The sequence below is a fragment of the Photobacterium salinisoli genome, from assembly GCF_003614885.1.
GTDB classification, from domain to species: domain Bacteria; phylum Pseudomonadota; class Gammaproteobacteria; order Enterobacterales; family Vibrionaceae; genus Photobacterium; species Photobacterium salinisoli.
Window position 1 is genome coordinate 679,980 of the sequence record NZ_QZMS01000011.1, and the last position, 24,300, is coordinate 704,279.

18 protein-coding genes and 1 pseudogene are annotated in these 24,300 nt (G+C 47.4%); 3 read left to right on the forward strand and 16 right to left on the reverse strand.

Features of this window, described 5'->3' with window-relative positions; genetic code table 11:
• Positions 1–9: 9 nt before the first annotated feature.
• From D6M16_RS14470 to D6M16_RS14480, 3 genes are all read right to left on the reverse strand, one after another.
• Positions 10–1,179 carry a toxic anion resistance protein gene (locus tag D6M16_RS14470; protein ID WP_120512560.1) on the reverse strand — a complete coding sequence of 390 codons (1,170 nt, stop codon included), beginning with the start codon at positions 1,177–1,179 and terminating at the stop codon, positions 10–12.
• On the reverse strand, positions 1,169–2,239 hold the full coding sequence (locus D6M16_RS14475; protein WP_162941046.1) for a toxic anion resistance protein: 1,071 nt from the start codon (positions 2,237–2,239) through the stop codon (positions 1,169–1,171). Before D6M16_RS14475 ends, D6M16_RS14470 begins: the two co-directional genes overlap by 11 nt.
• Before the next feature lie 358 nt (positions 2,240–2,597).
• On the reverse strand, positions 2,598–3,077 hold the full coding sequence (locus tag D6M16_RS14480; RefSeq protein ID WP_120512562.1) for a GyrI-like domain-containing protein: 480 nt from the start codon (positions 3,075–3,077) through the stop codon (positions 2,598–2,600).
• Positions 3,078–3,612: 535 nt separating this feature from the next.
• Here D6M16_RS14480 and D6M16_RS14485 point away from each other — a divergent pair.
• The gene (locus D6M16_RS14485; RefSeq protein WP_162941047.1) at positions 3,613–4,284 is read left to right on the forward strand and encodes a hypothetical protein; all 672 of its coding nucleotides are present in this window, start codon (positions 3,613–3,615) and stop codon (positions 4,282–4,284) included.
• A 568-nt stretch (positions 4,285–4,852) separates the two neighbouring features.
• On the opposite strand, the gene D6M16_RS14490 is transcribed toward D6M16_RS14485, so the two are convergent.
• Positions 4,853–5,311: an SMI1/KNR4 family protein gene (locus D6M16_RS14490; protein ID WP_120512564.1), complete on the reverse strand. Its 459-nt coding sequence runs from the start codon at positions 5,309–5,311 to the stop codon at positions 4,853–4,855.
• Positions 5,312–5,315: 4 nt separating this feature from the next.
• A complete protein-coding gene (locus D6M16_RS22410) occupies positions 5,316–6,998 on the reverse strand; it encodes an HNH endonuclease (protein ID WP_205576901.1) in 1,683 nt (560 codons plus the stop codon).
• Between D6M16_RS22410 and D6M16_RS22285 the strand changes: the two genes are divergently transcribed.
• On the forward strand, positions 6,924–7,574 hold the full coding sequence (locus D6M16_RS22285; RefSeq protein WP_162941048.1) for a hypothetical protein: 651 nt from the start codon (positions 6,924–6,926) through the stop codon (positions 7,572–7,574). The genes D6M16_RS22410 and D6M16_RS22285 overlap by 75 nt on opposite strands.
• Positions 7,575–7,685: 111 nt before the next feature.
• Here the strand turns inward: D6M16_RS22285 and D6M16_RS14505 are convergent, their stop codons facing one another.
• The 10 genes and pseudogenes from D6M16_RS14505 to D6M16_RS14545 form a co-directional block, all read right to left on the reverse strand.
• Positions 7,686–7,928, reverse strand: a complete 243-nt coding sequence (locus D6M16_RS14505; protein ID WP_120512566.1) for a hypothetical protein — start codon at positions 7,926–7,928, stop codon at positions 7,686–7,688.
• A gap of 29 nt (positions 7,929–7,957) precedes the next feature.
• Positions 7,958–8,086 (reverse strand): hypothetical protein, encoded by a 129-nt coding sequence (locus D6M16_RS22605; protein WP_276131405.1) that lies wholly within the window; start codon positions 8,084–8,086, stop codon positions 7,958–7,960.
• A gap of 192 nt (positions 8,087–8,278) precedes the next feature.
• Positions 8,279–8,533 carry a hypothetical protein gene (locus D6M16_RS14510; protein WP_120512567.1) on the reverse strand — a complete coding sequence of 85 codons (255 nt, stop codon included), beginning with the start codon at positions 8,531–8,533 and terminating at the stop codon, positions 8,279–8,281.
• Between the two features lie 720 nt (positions 8,534–9,253).
• Entirely contained in the window at positions 9,254–9,670 is a 417-nt protein-coding gene (locus D6M16_RS14515) for an immunity 70 family protein (protein WP_120512568.1), read from the reverse strand.
• 991 nt (positions 9,671–10,661) lie between these two features.
• Positions 10,662–10,961 (reverse strand): hypothetical protein, encoded by a 300-nt coding sequence (locus D6M16_RS22290; protein WP_162941049.1) that lies wholly within the window; start codon positions 10,959–10,961, stop codon positions 10,662–10,664.
• Positions 10,954–11,103 carry an RES family NAD+ phosphorylase gene (locus D6M16_RS22700; protein ID WP_120513194.1) on the reverse strand — a complete coding sequence of 50 codons (150 nt, stop codon included), beginning with the start codon at positions 11,101–11,103 and terminating at the stop codon, positions 10,954–10,956. Before D6M16_RS22700 ends, D6M16_RS22290 begins: the two co-directional genes overlap by 8 nt.
• 53 nt (positions 11,104–11,156) lie before the next feature.
• Positions 11,157–11,345: pseudogene (locus D6M16_RS22640) on the reverse strand (IS256 family transposase); the annotation flags it as partial.
• Between the two features lie 199 nt (positions 11,346–11,544).
• Positions 11,545–11,985 (reverse strand): immunity protein YezG family protein, encoded by a 441-nt coding sequence (locus D6M16_RS14535; RefSeq protein WP_120512570.1) that lies wholly within the window; start codon positions 11,983–11,985, stop codon positions 11,545–11,547.
• The gene (locus D6M16_RS14540; protein WP_120512571.1) at positions 11,986–20,985 is read right to left on the reverse strand and encodes a two-partner secretion domain-containing protein; all 9,000 of its coding nucleotides are present in this window, start codon (positions 20,983–20,985) and stop codon (positions 11,986–11,988) included.
• 16 nt (positions 20,986–21,001) lie between these two features.
• Positions 21,002–22,645, reverse strand: a complete 1,644-nt coding sequence (locus D6M16_RS14545) for a ShlB/FhaC/HecB family hemolysin secretion/activation protein (protein WP_120512572.1) — start codon at positions 22,643–22,645, stop codon at positions 21,002–21,004.
• Between the two features lie 27 nt (positions 22,646–22,672).
• On the opposite strand from D6M16_RS14545, the gene D6M16_RS14550 reads away from it, so the two are divergent.
• Positions 22,673–23,041: a hypothetical protein gene (locus D6M16_RS14550; RefSeq protein ID WP_162941050.1), complete on the forward strand. Its 369-nt coding sequence runs from the start codon at positions 22,673–22,675 to the stop codon at positions 23,039–23,041.
• Here the strand turns inward: D6M16_RS14550 and D6M16_RS14555 are convergent.
• Positions 23,030–24,223 carry an acetate/propionate family kinase gene (locus D6M16_RS14555; RefSeq protein ID WP_120512574.1) on the reverse strand — a complete coding sequence of 398 codons (1,194 nt, stop codon included), beginning with the start codon at positions 24,221–24,223 and terminating at the stop codon, positions 23,030–23,032. The genes D6M16_RS14550 and D6M16_RS14555 overlap by 12 nt on opposite strands.
• Between the last annotated feature and the right edge of the window lie 77 nt (positions 24,224–24,300).

Sequence of the window (24,300 nt, forward strand, 5' to 3'; positions counted from 1 at the left end):
AATGATGATTTAATTAGACAGAACAGACAGTAATTCTGTTTTCATGGATTCCATTTTCTGGCTGGCGGCCTGACGTTGTCTTGCGCCTTCCTGCTCAATGGTGACCACATCCTGCAGGGTGCTGATCAGTGTGGTCTGAACATGTTCAAGGGTTTCGATATCCACAACAGAGCGCTGATTGCTTCGTGCAACATCCAGCGTGTTCTGACGCAGCATGTCGGCATTTTTACGGATCAGATCATTGGTGGTATCGTCAATCTTGTTGCTGAGCTGAACGGCTTTCTTCTGCTCCAACATCGAAATTGCCAGCGTAAACTGCTTCTTCCATGCCGGAATGGTCAGGGTTTTGATGTTGTCGAATTTCTCAACCAATGTCAGATTGTTGGTTTGCACCATGCGGATCATCGGCGCGGTTTGCAGTGCCAGCATTTGCAGTGATTTCAGGTCATACACACGCTTTTCAACCCGCGTAGCAATGTCTTTCAGGTCACTCACCTGCTGGGCAAGAAATGAAGAACTTGCTGCTTCTTCAGCCATGCCATCAATTTTCTGCTGAATCAGATTCAATTTGGCTTCGCCGAACACAATGCAGGAAGACAGCTCTTTGTACTCATTCATATTATGAATAAAGACATTGTCCAACTGATGCGCACGTTCACGCAGACTGGATTGCTGCTTATCAATTTCCTTGACCAGTCGCTCAAGCTGCGTGTTCACAGAGTTAAACTGTGCCAGGATTTTTTCTTTGGTGTTCTTAACCTTCGAAATCAGTTTGGAGAAGAAGTTGTTTTCCCCCACCAGGGCTTCAATATTGACGCCCTTCGCCAGACCAATCACCTCTGTCAGGTTACCAGCCATGTGCTCCAGATCTTTACACTTCACATGCTTCAGCATGTCATCCGAGTAGCTGCTGATCTTCTGAGCAGACGCATCGCCCAGCGTTGCGACGCCATTCGGACTGTAAACATCCATTTGGGATAATTGGCTGACAAGGGTGGTTCTGAGCACTTGTGTATCAATCTGGCATTGCTCAAGTTCGGACTGATACTGCCCCATCGCCTGATCTACCGCAGCCTGAACAACCGCCTGCTCAAGCGCAACCGGGGATTGTGAGACTTCGGTGGATTGCCCCCCTGGCACAGGGGTTGCTGTGTTTACAAAAACAGGTTTAAACGTCATTTTTATTCAGCTCTATGATACTGGAAAATAGTTTTTCCTGGACTTCGTTCAGTTCGTAATACAATGAGATTTCACTTTTTTCATGAAGTGCAATGGCAGTTAAAAACTGTTGTTTCCACACCTGGATGACATTAGTACGAATATCTTCCAGTCGGCTAAAACCATTCACCAAATTTGACGAATAAAGTTTTAATTGTGGTAATGTCATCAACAATGATTGACGTAACACCTGCAGGTTAGACAATTTTCTATCCCATCGACTTACGGCTTCTTTCTTTGTCGCAACAATATCTATCTCGAAAGGATTAGATGTTATTTCACTGTTTTTATCCGAATGCAACTCTGCGTTAAAGGCAGCCACTTTTATTTTAGCAGCCAGAATTCTCAGCTCTAATTCCTTATAAATTGAATGAACCTCTGACATACGATCCTCAAACTCAGATAATGTGGATTTCATTGATGTCAAATCCTGGAACACAGAGTCGATTTTTGCATCCACCTGATCACAGGCAAAATCAAATTCATGTTTAATAAATTCAATTTTTCCTTTTTTAGTTCGCATAAAGGTCGAAATTCGGCTCGACATCTTCTTTGGGTTAAAGATAGAAACATCAATACTCTTAACAATATCGATTACCACCGAACCCAAATCAGTCAGTTTATCAACCTTACCCAGCTTAGCGTAATCAGATAACTCACCCTGTACATCTTGAAAACGTTTCGATAAGTGGTTACAAAATTCAATTTGAGCCGTTGCACTTTCAATATTAATTTCATCTGAGAAAGTTCGTACTTTCAGATAATCATTCGCTGATATCTCTGAGCCTTCACCTAAAATAGCATCTACTGATTTCTTCCATTCACTCGGAATATCTATTTCACCATTCACCGACTTAACCTGGTTTGAAAAAAGTAAGCCAGGCGACCGGTTAACTTTTCCTGGTGAATCTGACACTTTAGGTGAATTCTCTTGTTTTACCCGAGCAACAGAAGAGAAATCTTTTATGTTTGCTTTCTTATCTTGATTTTTTTTAGATGCACTATGAAAAGTTTTTACCATTCTCTCACTCTGCTCTAAGTCAACGTCGTTAAACCTATAACGATAAAGCATTGATTCTGACAGCAGCAATCCTATTACTCACCACCTTTCATTACAACTTTTGAAATGTATTTAGATACTGTCATTTTTACTTATCCCATAGTCAAAATCACGCCCCTTAATCAAAAGTTAAATTCTTTGACTCTGATTCAATATACAAACAATTAATTTAATTTTTCTAAAAGCCATAAAAACAACAAAAAAATAAACGTTAACTAAAGTTAACGTCTAAAACTTTCACAAAATGAATATTATTTGTTAACAATAGACAGTGTTCAAACAATGTAATCACTGTTTGATATAGACTGACAATCAGGGACTATGAAAGCGTAGTATCGGTCTGAATGCCAAACTGAATTTCTACAACATTCTTGTCTGAATCCGGCCCGCACCAGTTGTGGTAAACCTCGCGGCTTTCACCGGTCAGTCTGCACTGTTCGTCTTTCATTTCCAGTAACAGTGGCTGGTAACCTTTGACAAATAAATCATCCAGCGGACCTTCAAAAACGCAGGTAGCGCAATGCAAATCAGGTAAATACTTCGCCTCAATGTCGCCTTTCAGAAATTCGTCACACTCGCCAGCGACAGGCAGGCAGAAATCCATATCAAATTCGGTCTGGTCGTCCTGAGGGAAATGATAGGCAATGAAATGCCACGGTCCTGTGACAGACAAATTTGATCGATCAATAAGATCCTGAATCTGCCTGCTGCAATCAACGCTGGCAGGGCCAACATCGGAAATATACAAACGCTTTCTGATAAACAAAACCTGACCGGGGGAAGTGTGTTTAATCTGCATACTGTTGTCCTTTTTCGTACCTGAAAATTCCGCAAGAGTATTTCAGTGTTGCCCCAGGCTGGCAAAGACCAGAGAAAGGGAGTGGAAGGATCGTCACAATATGCACTTAAGTGCGCTTTGTGAGGTAACGTATGCAGATTTTTCAAATCTCTGAATTCATCGGTATAGGTATTGCGGTTCACCTCGATAAGTGATTTTACTTACTTAACGCGGTGTCCAACAGTATTGGATCAGATCCAGAAAACGCTGTTTTCTCGCCAAATGCCCGCGACAGATATACTGATTATGACAATGGCCGTGACAGTAAATATGCTTCCCAGAAAAATAGATGGACACAGGAAGACGGTTTACAGGCATCAGGAAGGTGATACTCTAAACCTGTTGCGGGTGAAAAATATAATGGGAAAATAACCGCAGTTTTTCATAAACCTGCCAGAGCAGCATCGGAGAAAATTTAGTTTTCCTGGTTGGCTTTTGAGGGAGAAAATGCCCAGAAAAACTTCTTCCTTTAGTAACTTTCATTGAGAGAATCAAATTGAAAAATAATAGCAAGCACTCCCTAGTTTTGTTCGCTTGGTTTGGGTTGGCTTTTTCCTCTGCCACTCTGGCTTTGGAGGAACCGCTTCATCCGAAAATACAGAAAATTACAGAACAGCAATTTCTGCAGTTTACTCAAGAAGCCCCGGTATATCAGCAGCCAGCACTTGAGATGATCACCAGTTATCAGGAAGCGAAGGAACGGCTGGGGGAGCGGTTTACCTCCAATGACAAGGTGGAAATCAGAAATGATCAGGGAAAAATCTTGTTTCAGCTCATCAATCATCAGGGTGATGACTGCGGTTTTAAAGCTTATTTCCCCGCTGATAATGTTATCGGGCTTGAATGTATTGTTGACGCTGACTATTTCCTGTCACTGAAAACGGGTGAATCTGTGGAAGGAAACCCTGAAAGTGCGGTCTACTCTCCCGATAGGCAATTTAGACTGATTACCCATTACAATGGGCAGGAAATCGGTCGTTTTATTCAGCAGAAAGTGAATAACACTTGGTTTTTTGTTTACGGAAACGACCCTGATGAATATCAAATCCTGTTTTCTGTACAAAACATTACATGGTTGAATAACAAAAAGTTTGTTTTTAAAAGCCAGGATAAGTGGTCAGTTCCCGCAGAACAACCGGAGTATCAGTACTATCTTGGTGCATTTTAGACACAATGTTTAGATTTATCGCTGACCCGTATGTTTTTGTTGAAAACAATGTGTCCGTCAATCGAATAGCTGAGGCTGTTCATAGATCTGTAACTAAGGCTGACACAGAACTATGAACAGCCTCACATAGAACAATAAACAACCTTAACTATCCTCCATTAACTCCAATTACATAATAACTTTTCAATCATTTTTTCAGCCTCTGTAAATGGAGTATATGAACCTTATTTCTTTCTATAAGCCATTATTTTTTGATGAATTCCCCGAATAGGAACTGTTTGGCGCACTCTAGCATGACTAATAGTAGACATCAGTTCATTTTTTTCATTTTCATGTAATACAATTTTTTTCAATAAGCTCCTCCAAATCATCTAGATCTTTACCACAAGAATCATCACCTGCATCATCCATATATTTATTCCTATGGAAAAACTACCGAATTATCATATTTTAGCACTTTACCATCAGAATGAAGATATACATCACCACCTTTTCCAAATTCAAGATATGCTTCTTTTATAGGTTCATGGGTACTCGATCTATCATTAATATTAATTAAAATTCGAGACTAATCAGCATAGAGAGACTCTATAAACAGCTCAAAATTATCAGCAACAGGACAAATAAGCATTTTATTGTTTTCATCAGTAGAATCATGAAGCATTACAATCACAGGCGGATTGTTTGAATTTGGATTTCCTCGGTAATCGAAACAAATATAATCCCCATTTGCAGCACCTCCGATAACAACAATATGCTCATAGCAATATGAGCCCTCTTGCTGGAATTCTTCTATATCTTCGTATTCATTGACAGATTCACCATAACCGAAAAAACTTACATCACGAGAATCCAATTCACCATTACAATTAAAATCAAAACATTCACTTGATGGTCTAAGAGCATTATGTTTCGATATCAAATATTTGTATTCAGATGGAAACTCATAGCCTATTTTATTTTCGAAACGCTCTATTTCGCTGATATCAACAATGCCAGAGTCCCGATAAACACTTATTTTTTTCATATTCTTATCTACCTTTACTTAATGCACTTTGACCAATATGTTTAACAGCATCATGTACTTTGGTGGGAACAAGCTGCATATTTCCTGAATCACCATTATGATGCCAAGTAAATCCAGTTACCTTTCGCTCTAGATTTTGAATATCTTGCAATTGAATATCTGTAAATAGACTAGAATCAATGCGTCCACTATTAATTGCATCTCGCAGGTTTTCAGTAGCTCGTTTCATTTGTGTATTATAACTAACAGAATGATCAATACTGGTAGTGTATTTCGCATGATCATCAAAAATTGGCAAGTCACGCCCATTGTATGGGATATTTGCTACTGATAATTGACCTGTCACGGGATCATTATACTGTACACGAACTGCTTTGCCACCATCAGTACCTCGGATAACCTCAATACCTCTGTTTAAATTGGAGTTTACAGTTTGTATCGGATTCTTCGGATTCGTTGTTGATGTAACGTTATCCGCTCCATACATAGCTTCTAAATCTGCTCTTGTGCTATTCGGGTTATAAGGCCCAGCGTACTCATCACGCGTACCTGCATCAACCTGTCCCTGAATCGAGCTCGAAGTCGATGTATGCTTTGGCAACTTCGGCTGCTTTATCTTGCCGCTTTTACCATCGATAACAGCCGCTGCGACGCCACCTAGCGCCAGAATGACTCCAGCTTGTTCCGGTGTCAGACCTTGTCTTTCCAACCAGGCCATTCTGTCAAAAGTCTGGTGATTGTAAACTAGCTGCTCTGCATCGGATATCCGGTCTTGCTCTGTGTACTGGTATAAATCTTCGTAGGTTTCCCACTTAACTGCCGGATAAGTATCCCCTTGGGTTAAAACCTTGTCGCTGTAATTCGCAAGAACTGCCTGAGCATCCTGATGATTCGCACCTTCATCCTCCAGCGCCCGGTAATACTCATACTCATCACTCCCAAAAGCAAACTCTGCCGAACACTTGATCATCGCGCAGGCGGCGCTCAGCAGTTCCCGTTGTTTCGCCGGATCATCCCCGGCCAGTTTGTTCAGGGCATGCTGCTCTTTTTCATTCGGCAAGCGGAAATCCATCTGTCCGCTTTGCCTGTCGTGGTCAAAACGGCTTTGGTTTTGCGAAATCAGCTCGCTGCCCTGGGTGCCGTTCTGGGTATTCCAGCCGCCAAACTCGCCATGACCGGCATTGCTGTAGTTGAAGCTCAGGTAATCTTCTGTGGCTTCTCCCATCACTTCGGCATACTGCTCGCGGTTCTGTTCGTAAGTCTCACCGTCACCCTGATGCCCGCGCTGCGCGTCTATATGGTGCTGGGTTTCGTGGCCGACTGTGTTAACCGCATCTTCAAGGCGATAGTGTTCACTATCGTTGATGTACAGGGTACCGTTGGCGTAAGCCCCTCTGGTGGCTTGGTCGCCATAGGTTTCAACCACGGCCAGCAGGGCTTCTGCCGGGGTGATGCCCAGTTCATCTGAGATGTATCCCGACAACGCGCCGTAGGCGGCCTGCTTTTGCGCCGGGGTAGCGTGGCTGTCGTTCAGCACAGCGACCAGTGCCGCATTCTCTGGCCCGGTGACAAAGTTTTTGGTGGCGGTGAAGAATTTCTGCTTGTTGTCCTGATGGGCAAAGAAATTCTCTACGCCGTTTTCGGCATCACCCAGCAGGCCGATGCTTTCTTTCTGTGCCGCATCCATGACGGCATCAACAAAGATGCCATTCCGCTTCACATCCTCGGCAATGTTATTGCGGCCTTCTTCCGTCAGCAGGCGGTGGTCGAGGGTGACATCCACATTGCCCTGCTGGCGGTCGGCTTCGAACAGATCCCGGCTGGTAGTACTGGTATCGCGGTTCAGCGCCGTGAGGTCGCTGTCATCGCTCAGGGTGATCTCGCCCTGCCCCAAGGTTGCGAGGGTCTTGTCTTTGCTGTAGGACGAGGTGTTGGTGTACTTCAGGTTGCTGCTGTTATAGGTGGAATCGATCCCCCCTTGCTGCACCCCGACACTGGTGGTGAGGCCTGCCGACTGAACCTGACGGTAGTCGGTGTTATTGAGATCGCTGAAGCTCAGGCTGCCGGTGTTGAGCGTCAGGTTGCCGAGGTCGTTGCCGTTTTCATCGACAGTGGCAATGAGCGCGCCGGTAATGTCGGTGTTCCCGGCGACTTTGATATCCGCCGTACCGCCCGAGGTGAGCGTGGTGAGCTGAGTTTAGGTTTTGAGGGATGCAGGGATGTTGAAGGCTCCGAGAAGTGGACGCATCAGCTACAGAACTAGAATCTGGCGTTATTCCAGTTGAGCATCCGCTTCCCGAACAGAGTCGATCAATATGTGGTTCTGTGACTTACGCTGACACAGAACTATGAACACCCTCACAGCCTCTAACACTCAGTGCACACCTAACTTTCGACAAATCTCATCAAAGCTCATACTGCTACACTTAATGCAGTAGAAATCATCTTCTGATATTTCTACTTCATCGCTATGCCCCTGAAGCTGGCCAGATATGTAACTAAAATAAAACTTATCGCCTTGTTTTCTTACACTCCATCCCGATCCAAAATATTCTTCATCACTAGATGTAGGTGAAGGCGGATACTCAAATTGATTTATATCATAGAACTTACTCATATTAATTTTCTTTATTATTTAAAATTAATTTATTCAACTGGTGGATTATGAGAAAAATCCATAACTGCTTCTGGAACACCACCACTAGTATAACCGCCATGAACCCATTGACCTTTAGCCCCACCTTCATTACCTGATGGCATACGAATTTTTTTCATCTCTTACGGTTTAATAAATACAGCCATTGTGTCTCTATCACCCAGGTAACCCATATCTAAGCCGAGTTTTTTCTATAATTCTCAGATCACCTTTAGACTCAGATAGCACTCTATCAAATTCAGATTTTGGCAGTACAAAACCACCATCAGGCCCAAAATAACCATTTTTCGTCGCGCTATAAACAGATCATATTAACTCCAAAAACATAATAATTTTTCAATCATTTTTTCCTCAGTCGCTGTAAATGGATTATATAAACTATACTTCCTCCTATAATCCATTATTTTTTGATGAATACCTCGAATAGGGACTGTTTGACGAACCCTAGCATCACTTATAATAGACATCAGTTCATTTTTTTCATTTTCATGCAATACAATTCTTTCAATTAACCTTTCCAAATCATCTAGATATTTTCCACAAAAATCATCACCTGAATCACCCATATTCTTATATCTCTATAAAAACCAAAACTGTTATATTCCATGACTTAACCATCAGTTTGAATATTTACAATATCCTCTTGATAAACTTCAGAACATCACCCCTACCCCCAGGCATAATCGAATAATATATGAATATTAGATCCATACAACCATTATAATCAACATATATAATTCACTCCAAACAATAACTAAATTGAAATATCATTTTCATCCATAATTCTCCTGATTTTTTTAGAGAGTTCCTAAATTTCAGATGCATTGAAGTTTGTATAAGTTGATAATGATTCTTTTGGAATGTTCAACAATAATCCATAGCCTGAAGCTAAAAGATATCGCAACTCAGATTCGGAAAGCTCAACCATAATTTTTTTCTCTTCGCTTGGCACTTTTATCGAGCACATTAATACCTCCCATTAGGAACTAAATCACAAGCCGGTTGATTTTTAAAACTATTAGTTTGCTTGGAACTTGCTGTTCCAAAAAACTATCCCATCCTATTCCATTCGGACCGTAATCTAGCCGAAATGCTTTTGCTCCACATACAAACTTTTAAGCTCACAGAAGCCAAGGTCGATAGCATCAATGAAACCTTTTGCTGAAAACGCACTAAGCCGGAATGCTGGAGGCCTCCGAGAAGTGGGCACATTTGGTACAAAACTGGAATCTGACTTTATCCCAGCGGAGTATCCACTTCTCGTGCAGGGTCACCAACAATGCCCATCACATTAATACAATCTCTATCAAACCTCCTTCATCTCGCAATTCTTCAAGACATTCTTTTAGTACACTAATCAGATCACGACCGGTGCTAGTAACAAAATAGTTTGATAAATCCGTTATATCGCTACTAATATTGCTGCCCCAAGGCGGACTAGCATCTAAATTTTCAATATCCCAGATCACCTTATTTAGAGATAGATTACGAAACTCAGAGGTAATCACATCTATTTCTTCTAATGCTTGATTTGCATCACCTTGCTCCAGCCTTCCTTGATAAAGCTTTTTAAGCAAGCATGGAAAGCGTGAGCCCCAACCATTTTTTTCTAGCCTATAGCTAACTGTTGAAAAAAAGGCATGGAACAAATCCTGCCCTCCAATTTCATCCGTAATACTTCCTAACTTTAAACCTACAGTCATGCCATCACCTTATTATATTAATGTCTTCTACTCGTAGAGCTCCATTTGAAATTTCTACCATGCGCGCAATCATTTGATTTAACTGTGTATGTGATACTGTCCATTTCCCAAATAGGGTCGATCATATGTGAATCTGTGACTTACCCTGACACAAAACTATGAACAGCATCAAGAGATGGTTCTTAATCTGGATATTCGAATTTAGTTGTCACAGTTCCGTCTTCGTTGATGAACAACGTAAATGCATTCCAATCTCCCCCAGCATGCGCCTTCATCTTCGCATGAAGCTGAGGGACCAAATCCATAACCGGAAGTGTCAACTCATGCCTCAAAGCTGCCGAAACACTCTCGCCATTTTTTTATAGTAGAAAGTTTCTCCAACGCTCTCACTACCATCCTCATAACCATGATCGTATTCGAACCGACACTTAGCTGACGTGGCATCAACTGGACAACTCCCCTTCACAATTCGGTAAAGCTGTTCGATCAATTTTCGTTGTTCTTCAATTAGATTATCCATTATTTAAAACCTAGTAACCATTTAAGGTAATAAACGGAAATAAAGTCTTATATTCATCTATAAGGTCGGTATATTTATAAACCCTATTAACAGCTAATTATCTACTAATCTGGCAATCATAAATTTCGATATCCCTTGCATATGCAATGCTATATAAAGCCTCTCTATCTCTTCTAAATATGGCCGATAAAGGAAAGATATTACGACACTAAATATAGTGAGCTATTGAACTATCAGAGTAAATAATTGAACCTGGATAACATTCGTTATCTTTAACAACCTAATAATACCATACCTTCAACTCATCCAAGTCAATAGCCTAGTTAAACAAAAATGATAGGACAAACCAATTTTATCACTATTTTCTCTAGTAAACCCTTTCATTAATGCCCCCCTGAATTGCACTGAAGGTCTCACTATTATCTAAAAGACCGTATCGGTTGAATGTTCACAACCAAATCAATCATTCTATCAGGGCATTCTCATTAAAACGGTACGAAGTATTACTTCTCCTTCCTTATAATTTCTTATAATGTCAATGGGTTTATAATATGACAGAGCTGGTACAGGTGAAAAAAGCCACCGTTTAGTATGTTCAATTGGTCCCACCTTATATATAAGAACCTTTTCAATATCACTTGGAACACCTAAGTTAGATAATCCATTTAAATTCGCATCAGCCAGACATAAACTACGCACAAATAACTCCCATGCATGTTCACCCAAATAAGAATTGCATAAATCCATTAAATATTCAGGAATTCTATTCATTTTTTAATATCACTAAATTTGAACCTTGAGGGTTTCGAGCTGACGGTGCTAAAATACCGTCATATCCGTGTTCTCTAACCCACCTTCCAATTGCTTGAAGTTCTGAACGAAGCTCAAACTCACGTTTAGAAAATCTGACAATTTATTCCGAATTTTTAGGAAGTGTAGGAAAATACACAAAACTTTGAACACTACCGAATAGCCGTTGCAACTATTAGCACTTAGCTTTGGTGCATTTTTTCGTAACCAAGGCGCTCGTCTAACTCGACATTAAGCGCAGTTTCAACGGTCACCTTGGTTAACATTTTACGAAATGTCCTCAAGATCAGATTGAGACTTGATGGATTTCTCGGCTTCACGAGCATCAAGTGCTTTCTTGTCCATGTTGTCTATCCTTAAGCCTTTAAGGCTGAAGCTTAGACAATTACACAGAATTCAGGACAGTCACGCTCCAAAAAATTTATTGAACTATCAGTGCACTCTCTCAGTTGTATCAAAAATATCAAGCACCTACCTACCCAGTAACTTTAACCTTAAAACCCTAAGAAAAACTTAAACCCAAGAAACCATTCAAGGTGAAATCTCATTTTCCTTTATACTTTTCTATACATTTTATCCATTCATCTTCGGGAATATAGTACTTCTTCGCTTCTTCTAAAGTTAATTCACTTACACGATTCATTAATAAACCTGGCCAGGAATCATCTTGAGGAATGTAACAAAACTCCACTTTTATCTTTCCTGATTCAGTTAAAATTACTTTAAAGTGAGTCCACACTTCTCTTTCAAATGGAGCTTGTTTTTGTAACTTGCAAGCTAGCTCATAAATATCTTCGCACACTTTATGTGGGTAATTATCAAAACCGAAACGCCCAATAGATAAATCCTTTTGTAGCCACTCAAGACAGAGCTCGTAAGTATCGGGGTAAATCTTACCAATCAAATACATTTCTTGTGCACTTTCAGGCATAATAGACCATAGTATCTCCCCAATTTTCCGATATATTTTTTGATCCTCAGTCATTTATTTACCTTTCGAAGTGTTTGTTAAATTTTTAATCGGTTGCTGAACACCGTCAATTGAGTAATAGACCGAGAAACTATCTGGTCTTTTGCTATCCCCCGAGTACTTAGGTGTTATTTTCACTTTCACTTCACCGCCATTATTTAAAACTTCGCGCCATCTGGTTTCAAGCCTATACCACTCTCCGCCAGAGCCATTAAGTTTAGCATTCATTGGCACTAAGTTAATGCCTTCACCGGGTCCACCAAACATTGATGCAATCAAGTGACCTCCACAGTCACTCGTTTCTCTACAATCGCGACCAGACACTTTTTGCTGATAGTTATTCCTGTCCCACGGCTCAAGCTGCAGTTCAGCCTCAACCTCGTTTACTCGACCATTTGCGTCTGTCTTATAACTATAACCGTTTTCAAATTCATAGCGTGTATTTGGCTCAGGATTATTTGCTAACTTATTCCAGTCGCCTGTTGTTCCTCGCTGAAGACTAACATCGTTGCCCCCAACATCACCAGCATGTCCCTCAACATCCTGCTTCGTCAGCGAGCTGTCCATTTCCGGTGATCCCAAGCGTGTCCCCGAAACATCCAAATCCGTAGTCGGGGCTTTATCCAAATGGGGGGCGGGGGCCGGCAGAGCCAGATCTGGCAGGTCAAAATCCGCATCCACATGCTGGAGGTGCTCCTGCGCTTTACTCAGGAGTTTCTGTGCTTCGTCGACTTTACCCGCCTTCAATGCATCGGCTGCCATTTTCACTAAGTCACCAGCAACAGGAACGAGTCCGACCGTTGCCAGCAAGTAGTCCAGCTTCGTCTCCGCCTCTGCGAACCCTTTGGCATCGCCTACACCAGGCGAAAAGTCTGCCAATACGTTGAACGCTAAGTCGATATTCTCTTGCTGTTCCTGACGCTCCCTGCCCGATGGGTCATTCAACACCACCCGAATGCTTTCTTGCTCCTGCCCAAGGCGAGTGTCGTCCCAGGGTGATGCCCCTTCATCAAACGAATCCAGCGCGGCCTGTGCCTTCGCTATCTGTGCCCGGCAACCAGGGCTGCTCATGTCCTGGCAAGCCGCCTGAAGCTCTGCATCCCGCATGTGGTCAAGCTGATTGGTCTGATTCAGCTGCTGACAAGCCGCAGAGCCTGCACCCTGTTGGTTACAACTGACAAGCAAAGACAGTTTCTTCTGTACTTCTTCCTGATTCAGGTAGTACTCGATACTGCCTGCGGGCAATACCGCTTCATCCGCCAGATAGTTGGAACTGTTACGACTGATGAGCGCTGACTGATTCCCAAGATGGCGGTTGATATCTCCTTCTCTTAGCGTTCCCAGCCCGCTGTTTTCCAATACAAAGGCGTAGTTGTCCGCTGAATATCCGCCCATCAGGCTGGCGTATTCTTCATTCAGCGTTTTATTTCCCCGGCTGTCTAATCCGCCCTGCGCAACCTGACCATGCGTGACTTCATGACCTAACGTTGTCATGTAGTCCTTCGCATTCTTCATGGTTTCGTCACTGATAACGATTTTGCTGGCACCATTACCGTTCATGTAATGTGCCCCGTGCGTCATCCTGGTGATAGCGACAACCAAGGCCGAATCAATATTGACGCCATACACTTCGGCATAGGCGGCGGCATACGCGTTAATTGCAGCCTGCTTCTCTGAAGCTGTTGCTGTATCCAGATTATTTAAGATGACCGCAAACTTGCCCTCTGCCTGCGATGCAACCAGCTTCTGAACATCCAGGTTTTTCTGAACGTTATCAACATGCTCAAAAGTATCATCGAGAGAGACGGACTCTTTGGTGACCACATCAGCAAGCGAGGACAAGCCAAGCTCATTCCGCTTCACATCCTCGGCAATATTATTGCGGCCTTCTTCCGTCAGCAGGCGGTGGTCGAGGGTGACATCCACATTGCCCTGCTGGCGGTCGGCTTCGAACAGATCCCGGCTGGTAGTACTGGTATCGCGGTTCAGCGCCGTGAGGTCGCTGTCATCGCTCAGGGTGATCTCGCCCTGCCCCAAGGTTGCGAGGGTCTTGTCTTTGCTGTAAGACGAGGTGTTGGTGTACTGCAGGTTGCTGCTGTTATAGGTGGAATCGATTCCTCCTTGCTGCACCCCGACACTGGTGGTGAGGCCTGCCGACTGATCCTGACGGTAGTCGGTGTTGTTGAGATCGCTGTAACTCAGGCTGCCGGTGTTGAGCGTCAGGTTGCCGAGATCGTTACCCTCTTCATCGACGGTGGCAATGAGCGCGCCGGTGATATCAGTGTTGCCCGCAACCTTGATCTCGGCCTTGCCGCCGGAGGTGAGTGTGGTGAGCTGGGTTTCCGAGCTGATAACACGGCCGCTGCTGGCGTTCAGGCCGCCATTACTGCCGGTGACATCACCGCCTGCATCGCCTGTGGCTTCATTCCTGCCGCTCAGGCTGACACCGCCGCTGATACCGGCCCCCTGATGGCTTGAGCTGTGGCGATTCTGTACTGAGGCGACATTGAGGTCGCCGCCGATATCCAGGTTCAGTGACTCAGCAGCATCGACATTGGCACCTTGAATATGGGTATCACCACGGGAATTGATGGTGATGTGATTCCCCGACACCCCGCTGTTGACATACGTGGTCGACTGGCTGCGCTGCTCCGACTGATTCAGGCTGGCGTTGAGACTGCCGCCGGTGCTGCTGCCGTGCACCGTCATCGACGCGCTGATGGTCCCGCTTTCCATCTGAGACTGGCTTTGCTGTGTTTGCTCAGCGGCCAGTACATTGACCGTACCGCCCTCCAGCGTCACCCCCTCTTTGGCGGTGAGCGAGCTGCCCTGCACCAGAATCTGCTGATCGGTCTGGGTCCCGGACTTCACAACAATATTCTGGCCCGCGAGCGACGAGCCGCGTGCGGTTGAGCTGCTGCTCTTGCTGTCGGTCTGGGTGACTGACATGTCTAGTTGAAGGCCGGCATTCACGCCCAGAGTAGAGAATGAAGAGTAAGTCGTTGCCCCTTGCTTGTATAACAAGGTGGTTTTCGACGCCAGATCCACTGTCGCCAATGTAATGCTGGCGAGATAGAACGCCTCATCGCTTTTGACATCACTGATGATGCCTTTCAGCTCGGCAATATCCGCCGCGCTTACACCCGGTTCATTGTTCGCCAGTGCCCGTTCCAGCTCAGACAGCGTATTCTCAAGGCTGTCGACTTGTTTCTGGTACTGACGGTAATCTTTTTCTGCCTGCTTGAGCTTGTCCGCAGACTCTTTCAGTGCGATCGCCGCTTTGCCCATTTCCACGGCCTGATGCTGCACCACCAGGCTCAGCTCGGCTTCACCTTGCATGCTGGAAGAGGTGGTCGATTCCGTGTCGAGCACTTCGCGGATCAGCACGTTCTCTGCTGCAGTCAGTTCGATATTGCCCTGACCGTCTTCGTCTGCGTCGGCCAGCACATCTGATCCTTGGATCACAATGTCTTCAGCGGCGTCCATCAGAACCGTGCCTTTCCCCGTAATGGATGAGCCCAGATGCGTTGTCGCCTCTGTCTTGTTTTCCGCTTTTTCGTACTCGGCTTTCGCCAGTGTCACTTTGGCCTGACCGCCGTCAAAATCTGTGGCACCAAACGGATTGACCAGCGATTTCAGGGTGTCACCCAGCCCGACCGACAGGGATTCGGATTCCGACCAGCGGGTGTGGGTTTCCTGCGCCGCCAGCACGTCAATATTGCCGGTATCGGCCGTCAGATTCACATCGGCGTCGGCATCAATACCGGAGCCAATCACGCTCACACTGCCGCCATTGACGTTCACTGTGCCGTCGGAGGTCAGGGTGCTGCCTCTGGCGGTGTTGTGGATTTCACCCTGACGTTCTGAATCCATCGAATACAGGTCGCCGCCGCTGAAGGCGCCGTATTCCTGCTCGAATGTTTCGTGCTGACGACTTTCCTGCCCGGCCGCAATAATGACCTCATCGACGGCGGTGGCAGTAATATCGCCGTCCGCGTCGACATCACTGGCCACCAGCCTGATTGACTGGCCTGAGGTGATATCAATGTTGTCGCTGCTCATCATGCCGCTGGCATCAAGCAGATTGGCGGAATCCACCTCAGATTTGTGCGAACCCGACAGGCCACCAAAGCCTTGTTTGATGGTCTCGTCGCGGCTGTAACTCTGGTACTGCTGCGCGGTGACGGTCACATCACCATCGGCCGAGGCTTCAATGCCCCCGCCCGCGGTAAAGTTAGAACCGACAATGGTGATATCGCTGTCCCCACCCGCGGTCTGAACACTGTCAATCTTCTGGGCTTTGACAATGATTTTGCCGCCCGCCGACACATCGGCACCGACCACAGTTTCGGTCAGCGATTCCTGAATGGCCGTTTCTTTGCGGCCAAAAGATTTCTTATTAGTGGTTTGGTCGTAATGGTATTCGCTGTCGTTGACGGCTTGAAAAGTGATATCGCCCTTCGCCAGCGCAACCACGTCACCTTGCGTGGAAATGTGGCTGCCGGTTGCCGTGATATCGTTGCCGGACTGAATAAACACGCCATCATTGGCCGCCAGCTGCGTCCCCTGATGCTGCCTGATGTGGCTGACCGACTGACTGTTGTGCGTTTCCTCACGGCTGAAGACTTCATTCACCAGGGTATTGAGCGCAACGTCCCACCCAGCGACCATCGCCAGCTCACCCTCTGCATACATTTCCGATGCGGTCACGGCAATATTTTCCCCGGCATCAAAGCTCAGGTTGCCGCCGGAAGATAAACCGGATCCCAGCACAGCCACGTTCAGTTGTTCCTGATCACGGGTTTTGATGACATCGCGCTGGGTTTCCGCGGTCACTATGATATCTTTTTCGGCAGTGAAACTGAGATCGCCACCGGCAGTGACATTGGCAGCGGTATTTTCAATTGAACCACCGGCATTCATGGTAACCGTACCGCGTCCATTAATGCTGGCCGTATCACCCACTCGGGTATCGGTGTATACCACACCGCTGGCCTCATCGGCCGTGGTTACTGCGCCGTTCTGAGTGATGCTGACGCGCTCAACCTCAGTGCGGTTGATGATGTCGCCTTTTTCCGTGCTGAGTGCGATGTTTTCACCGGTGATCTGGCCGCTGATGTTCTGAATATCATTCACGCCATTCATCTCAATATCGCCACCCGCGGTTATGCTGCCGCCCAGGTTGCTGATACTGTCGTCACTGACCAGATGCAGTTTGCCCTGACTGTCCATCTGGCCGCTGTTGACGATATTGCCGGCTTCAACATAGACCTCGCTGCCGCTGATCAACGCGCCGCCGCTGAGGTTGTCCTGCGTCACTTTCGACAGATAGAGCTTGGGTGCCAGCACCTGCTGGCCGTTCACTTTAACCGGTTCCCACCAGACAATATCCTGCGTCAGTCCGGCGACCTGCTCCGGCGTCAGTGCCACCCCGGCCTGCAGATTCAGGCTGTCTTTCTGCTGGCCTGCACTGTCAAGCAGTTGCTGCATCTGCTCGAGATCCGTGCCGACATCATCATTGAGGTAACGCTGGCCCGTTTGCTCGAAAATGGCGGAGGTGATGGTGCGGGTGTCATAAAACGCATCCCCCAGTACCTTGAGATCTTTTTGCGGATCGAAACCGATGCTGTCGAAGAAGTAATCCGATCCCAGAAACTGATCCAGATGGGTCAGCGCCGGATTGGTTTCAATCAGATACTGACTGTCCGGGCCATTGTTATACACAAACAGGCCGTTCGGGCTGGTTGGCAAGCGGAAATCGGGGAAAGCGACAGCATTGGCAGCCGAGGAAATAGCGGTGATGCCTTCTACATCGCCCGCCTCTATTTCGCTGATCTCTGTGTTCTGGGCAGTGTGCTGATTACCGGAAACACTATAGCCACTGCCGTGAGCTTTCTGGGTAGAATTATTAATGTTTTGCGCAACATTCAGGTTTAATGCCCCTTTTGCGCTGATGGTTGAAGCGTATTTTTGTCCTTTCGTGATGGTTTCCCTGACGTCGATTAAATCGACATCGACAGTGAAAACATCAGACCTTTCAGACACATCGCTGATTGAAACACCGTCTTGCTGATAAACATGGTACCTTTCAACCACCTCATTACTGTAAGCCTGATTTATCAATCGATTCGCCTTGATATTGATGGCTTCATTCGATGAAATCAGCGAGACAACGTTTTCGACTGTCCCGGCATCAAGCGTCATCATTCCCTGAGACAACAAACGCCCCGGCTGCCCTGTAACCTGCACCGTATTGACCGATTTGCTGGCATGCTCTTCAAATGTACGGCTGCTTGCAGAATAACTACATAAAGTCGGAATTCCGCCACCTTGCTGACCGACTTGTATGTCACGGCAAGTTTCATCGGCAGTGACCTGCGTAGTGTAATGCGCAGGCGGTGCAGAATAGTTTTCCGTACTGCTATTCACATTGATGGCTTTGACCGTATTTTTAATGAGCGATGAAGTGATCTTCAGATCACCACCCGACTCGATCACCCCCGACTGATTCTGCACTGAGGCTGCCATGGCCCCGCTGGCATCTCCGGCGATCACCATGTTGCCGCCAGTTAAGATGTCGGCCTCGGTATTGATCAGGTGGCCTTTAACATAGAAATAACCCTGATCACCGGCATACATCAGGCCGGTGTTAGTCAGGTTACCAGCCACATTCAAGGTGGTGTCCTGCATCCCCAGTGTCGCGCCCTGATTGGTGAACTGTGTCAGGGTAGCCATCAGGTTGGTCAGTGCTTGTATCGTTCCCTGATTCGTCAGTACACCGGCATTCAGTACGGTGGTATTACCTGAAATCAGGCCGGTGGCCAGATTGGTGAAGGTGCCGGCAACGCTGACGGTCGTCAGTCCCTGAGCCACCAGCTTGCCTTTGTTAGAAAGCTTGCCGCCGGCAGAGATACTGGCATCCCCGCCGGCACTCAGGTTGTGGTTGAAAGTAATATCGCCCGCTGCATCGACATCAAGATCACCATTTGCCGATGCCGCCTGATTCAGCGTCAGGGTATCCACACTGATACTCATATCGCCAAGCGATGTCAGATCACCATCGTTAATCAGGGTGCCCGCGGTCAGTTGGCTATTGGCATCGCTGGATACAATTCCCTTCTGAGCAAACCCGTCAGCCTCAATAAACTGATCCCCCATGGCCTGGATCTGTCCCGTATTAGTCAGCTGACCCGATACGATCAGACGCTGCGCTCCGCCAGCCGCCAGCGTGCCGGCATTATTGATCTGTTCAGCCACAATCTGCTGATCGGCCTGCGATGTCGTCGCACCTGTGCTTTGCTGGTGAAAGCTGCCAGCTGTGATGGATTGTTCGCTGGCAGACTGAATCGCGCCCTGATTAGACAGCTGGCCAGTGACATGCAAAGTTTGCGTGCCAGCCGATACCAGCTTGCCACTATTGTCGATTGTCTCTGCCTGAACAGACATGTCCGTCTGCGCCACCAGTTCACCGGAAGTGCTCTGTGTCAGCGTGTCTGCTTCAGCGTTCAGCTGATTGGCGATGAGCTGGGAGTGGTTTTGGATCGCACCCGCCTGGAGTTCCAGCGTACCGGCATGGGTTGTCCCTGCGCCCTGCAGCGTCAGCGACTGCGGGTTTGCAATCGTCAGTGTCTGCTGAACGGCGATCTGACCCTCATTGGTTAACTGGCTGATCTCCGCCAGACGGGCGTGCTCTGCTGCAATCAGGCTCGATGCATCCAGACTGAGGGTTTGAACCTTGGTATTCAGCTCGCCAGACACCTGTATCCGGCTGTCACTCACGCTGACATCAGCGCCTGTCAAATCCACCCGTCCGTTGTGGCTCTCTGAGCCATCTGCGGCCAAACCGGCAGTTAACGTACTGTTTTGCAATCGGATGGCATCCGCCTGAACCCTGATTGTTTGGCTGACGGTCTCTGAATCCTGAAAATCCACTGCAGCCGCCGAGAACGACGCGCTTTCTGTGGCAGTCACCAGATGGGTCTGAAGAATCTGATCACCGGCCGTTGCCTGAAACTGTGCGGCTGAGTTTTCACTGTTCAGAAACAGATCGCCGGTCGCGACATACTCAATGCTCTTTCCGGCCTGCTGCGTGCCTGTGGTCGTCAACGACTGGTTCGACTGCACCGTAAGTGACTGCTTACTGCTGACATCTCCCAAGGTAATCTGGCCGTCAGCGGAGAGCTGAATATCACCCACAGTACTGAACAGCTTGCCGGTGTTGACGCCGACACCCTGCTCGGTCGCCACCAAAGTGATACGACCGGCATACATGCCACCCAGCGCCGAAGAATCAATCGCCAGTGCAGGTTGATCACTGGTGGCTGACGTAGCGGTGATCTGGTTGGTCTGATAATCAATCTGATTGGGGCCGGTGATCACAGACAAAGTGTTGGCATGGATCTCGGCATTGATTTTTGCCGTGCGGGCCAGAATATCGAAATAGTCCTGAGCGGTGCCATCCAGCCCCTGCCCGGTGACAGTGACATCGCCCTGGCGAATATCAAAGCCGCTCAGCAAGCCGTTCTGAAACTGCGGTACACCTGTGGTTAATGTGGCTCGCGGGGTATTAAGAAAACCACAGCCGTTACAGGTAATGCCATAAGGGTTGGCAACGATGACGTTTGCTTGCTGGCCAAACACTTCGGTATAGCCATTCAACTGGCTGCGGTTGGCCCCGGTGACTTCATTGAGAATGACAGAGGCAGCCTGCCCGTTCAGCTGACTGTTCCCCTGCAAATAACCGCCCAGCTGAGATTGCGCCAGTTTTTCAGTCGAGTTATTGAGGATCAGCCCTTCTTTGCCGACGTTGTATTGCTGGAACTGGTTATGGGATAAACCACTGGCATTGGGGGCGGCAATATTCACCACTGGCACGCCGTTCGCCGCGGCAGAGAGCGTGGTGTGATGCTTGCCGCTGCTATCGACCTGAATGGTTGCCCAGACAGGCTGAGTCGCCAGCATCCAGCACATCACGTAAGTCAGTACTTGTGTAAATTTGTGATTGTGATGACGCATGCCGACCTCGGAAAATTCAGAATCTCAGTGAAAAACGGTAATTCAGGCTGTAATCATCCGCCGACATCCAGGAAGGATGTTCGATGGGCCAGCCCGCTAAAACAGTGCTCTGGTAAACGCCCGACTGCGCTCGCAGCCCTACAGCCCCGCCAGTTAAGTGACCCCGCTCAAAGGGATCGTTGCGGTCGGGATGTATCGCCCCGGTATCGAGCGCAATATTCAGATCCAGTTGCCCCACATCAGGCCGTTGCCCCAGGTGGTAATTCAGGTCGTTGCGCCAGTAGTAGCCGGCATCACCCGACAGCGATTGCCCCTGAAAACCACGCACCGAATATTCGCCGCCTATGCTCAGCCGCTCGCTGCCGGGTAATGACTTGGCGGCAATTTGGGTAAACAGCGTGGTCGAGAACGACCAATCCGGCGACAGGGGATAGGTATAATTCACCGTGACTGTGCCCTTATTAAATTCCTCATCCGGACTGCCGGGCACTGCGCGATAACCGGGAATGGCCAGTCCGCGCTCATATAAGGGCGACATCGTCAGAAATCCGCCCGCCAGCCGCGTGCTGTGTTCGGCGGCAAGGGTCACCGACGCACGTTCATTGCTGCTGCCGTTCAGTAAGGTCTTGTCGATAAAGTTTTTCTCGTGGTCATAACCAAGCACCAGCCGAAGTGAAGACTTACTGATACTGTCGCGGTGAAATAACCATTGGGTATCCAGCGCATGCCTTTGAGTTTCACCGCTGGATGCAAACGAGAAATTCTGGCTGTTTACTGTGGTCAGGTAATCGCTGTAGGCGTACTGGTAGTTCAGGGTCCAGTAACCCAGTGGCACTCCCCATCCCAGCTGCAGGCTCTGGCTGTCCCGGCTATCGACAAATTCAGCACTTTTGGCACCGGACAGGCTCCAGCTCTCGTAGAGTCCCAAAAGATCTTCAGCCACCAGGGTGACGGAGAGTTGCTCCTTGCCTGTGCTATCCTGCCCCGAATTGCTGTAACCCAGCTCACCCCGCCACCATGCGCCCGCTTTGGTGTCGATATTGACCAGACTGAAACCGGGCCGGGTGCCGGGCAACATTTGCACCGTCGCGTTATAGCGGGACAAACGGTTGATTTGATCCAGCGTCTGCTCGACATCCCGCAAATTGACAATACGGCCACTTTCCCCGGGAAAAAGATGCTGCAAACCGGATGACGGCCTGCCGTTTTCCTGCAGGCTTTCCAGCTTGCCTTCCAGCACGTCGACAACTAACTCACCACTCGACAAATTCTGCGGTAACAGCACAGCTCTGGACGTCACATAAGCCTTGTCGATATAGGTATTAGTGACGGTTTTCAGAATATTGTTGATGGCTTCAATGCCGATGCAATCTCCGGCTCTGAAATCAACCGCCGCTAGTAAAATGTCTGTCGCTATGTGCTGATTGCCGCGCAGCGTCAGCTTTTGAATCACAAAGCATTGTGCATCCTGCACCGGCAGGACAGGCGCTGGCGTTGGCAAGGTCTGTAACTGCTCTATCGCCTGCTGGGAAGCCTCAAGCGATTGCAGACGTTTTGCCTGCTCTGTTTCAATATCGCTTTTTACCGCAGGCGAAAGCAGGGCGGCATAAGAAGAGAAAGCGCTCAGTAAGAGACAGATCGAAACAAAACGAATCAGCATAGCACCCACATAAATAACGATATAAATATGCGATCCAGCCTTCAACAAGCCGCTGATGCTAACGAAAAATACAAATCATCTGCCTTTTTACGTCCGTGTATTTGTACCCGCTTCCTTACGCATACAACATCCGACAAGCAATCACAGGACAAGCCAATGCACACGCTGAGAGTCAAGCGCACATATTTATTTAAAAATGTGCACCACCCACGTCAGAAAATCGCTTTCAATAGTGGCGACAATTTATTCAGCGACATTAAATTGACACCTAATAAACAAAGGATAAAAGCTCTGAACAGAAAACATGCAATAACAAATAAACGGAATAAAAAAACGGCCCTGAGCAAAACTCAGGGCCGTTTTTACAAAAGAAAGGCTGTTCAATCAGGCATGTAATAGCGCCATGGATTCTCTGGCGATCACCCATTCTTCATTGGTCGGAATCACCATGGCCATTGGGGTATTGGGTTTCGTAATCACACCTTTTTCGCCGAAACGGGCGCTGGCATTACCGGTGGCATCTTCACGGTAGCCGAAAATTTTCAGGTACTTGAGGACTTCACTGCGCACCGGCAGGGAATTTTCGCCAATGCCGCCAGTAAATACGATGGCATCCAGTTCGTCCAGCGCCACCATGTAAGAGGCAATGTATTTCGCCACCCGGTAAGTAAAGATTTCAAAAGCCAGTTTCGCCCCGGCATGACCGGCTTCCATGGCTTCAACAATGCCGCGGCAGTCGCTGGTTAAACCGGAAACGCCCAGAAAACCCGCTTCTTTGTTCAGGGTTTGCTGCACCTCAGCCTGACTCCAGCCTTTGTTGATCAGGAAATCCACGATACCCGGGTCTAAATCGCCGCAACGAGTGCCCATCATCAGACCGGCTGTTGGGGTAAAACCCATGCTGGTATCAACACTCTGGCCATTGCGCACCGCACAAATCGAGGCGCCGTTGCCTAAATGCACTGTGATCACATTGGTTTTTTCTGCTGGCTTGCCCAACTGCTTAGCCGCTTCCTGGCTGACAAAGAAATGGCTGGTGCCGTGAAAGCCGTAGCGACGGATGCCAAAGTCCTGATAAAGCTTCTCAGGCAACGCATAGCGATACGCTTTGGCAGGCATACTTTGATGAAACGCGGTGTCGAACACGGCGTACTGGGGCAGATAGGGGAAAGCACTGATGGCCGCACGGATGCCAATAACATGCGCCGGGTTATGCAGGGGCGCCAGTTCGCTCAGCGCTTCAATCTCAGCCAGAACCTGGTCATCAATTTTCACGGTTTCGCTGAAGCGCTCGCCGCCATGAACCACTCGGTGCCCGACCGCAATAATGTCCTGCTTCAGGCCCAGTTCATCCAGCAATAACACCAGACGATCAATCGCCTGCTGATGGTGATTACCTGTCGCTTCCAGCGCGAAGCTGGATTTCTCTCCGTCATATTTCCAACTGACGGACGCATCGCTGAGACCAAAGCACTCCCCCAGCCCTGTCAGTCTTGCATCGCCGCTAACGGCATCGATCAAAGCAAATTTAAGCGAAGAGCTTCCGGAATTAATAACGAGTACAAGTGAATGGCGCATGGGGATTCCACCAGAAGATTGTCGGCTGATTTGGCACTTAGTGCCCCCTGACAACAGATGTTGTCGGCACAGATGCT

Excerpts from the sequence above, each read along its gene's own strand:
- D6M16_RS22285 (WP_162941048.1), top strand. The coding sequence starts at position 6,924 with ATGGGCAAAGAAATTCTCTACGCCGTTTTCGGCATCACCCAGCAGGCC.
- D6M16_RS14545 (WP_120512572.1), bottom strand. The coding sequence starts at position 22,645 with ATGCTGATTCGTTTTGTTTCGATCTGTCTCTTACTGAGCGCTTTCTCT.
- D6M16_RS14490 (WP_120512564.1), bottom strand. The coding sequence starts at position 5,311 with ATGAAAAAAATAAGTGTTTATCGGGACTCTGGCATTGTTGATATCAGC.
- D6M16_RS14480 (WP_120512562.1), bottom strand. The coding sequence starts at position 3,077 with ATGCAGATTAAACACACTTCCCCCGGTCAGGTTTTGTTTATCAGAAAG.
- D6M16_RS22290 (WP_162941049.1), bottom strand. The coding sequence starts at position 10,961 with ATGAATAGAATTCCTGAATATTTAATGGATTTATGCAATTCTTATTTG.
- D6M16_RS14505 (WP_120512566.1), bottom strand. The coding sequence starts at position 7,928 with ATGAGTAAGTTCTATGATATAAATCAATTTGAGTATCCGCCTTCACCT.
- D6M16_RS22605 (WP_276131405.1), bottom strand. The coding sequence starts at position 8,086 with ATGAAAAAAATTCGTATGCCATCAGGTAATGAAGGTGGGGCTAAAGGT.
- D6M16_RS14535 (WP_120512570.1), bottom strand. The coding sequence starts at position 11,985 with ATGACTGAGGATCAAAAAATATATCGGAAAATTGGGGAGATACTATGG.
- D6M16_RS14515 (WP_120512568.1), bottom strand. The coding sequence starts at position 9,670 with ATGACTGTAGGTTTAAAGTTAGGAAGTATTACGGATGAAATTGGAGGG.
- D6M16_RS14510 (WP_120512567.1), bottom strand. The coding sequence starts at position 8,533 with ATGGGTGATTCAGGTGATGATTTTTGTGGAAAATATCTAGATGATTTG.
- D6M16_RS14555 (WP_120512574.1), bottom strand. The coding sequence starts at position 24,223 with ATGCGCCATTCACTTGTACTCGTTATTAATTCCGGAAGCTCTTCGCTT.
- D6M16_RS22410 (WP_205576901.1), bottom strand. The coding sequence starts at position 6,998 with ATGGATGCGGCACAGAAAGAAAGCATCGGCCTGCTGGGTGATGCCGAA.
- D6M16_RS14550 (WP_162941050.1), top strand. The coding sequence starts at position 22,673 with ATGCGATCCAGCCTTCAACAAGCCGCTGATGCTAACGAAAAATACAAA.
- D6M16_RS14470 (WP_120512560.1), bottom strand. The coding sequence starts at position 1,179 with ATGACGTTTAAACCTGTTTTTGTAAACACAGCAACCCCTGTGCCAGGG.
- D6M16_RS14540 (WP_120512571.1), bottom strand. The coding sequence starts at position 20,985 with ATGCGTCATCACAATCACAAATTTACACAAGTACTGACTTACGTGATG.
- D6M16_RS14475 (WP_162941046.1), bottom strand. The coding sequence starts at position 2,239 with ATGGTAAAAACTTTTCATAGTGCATCTAAAAAAAATCAAGATAAGAAA.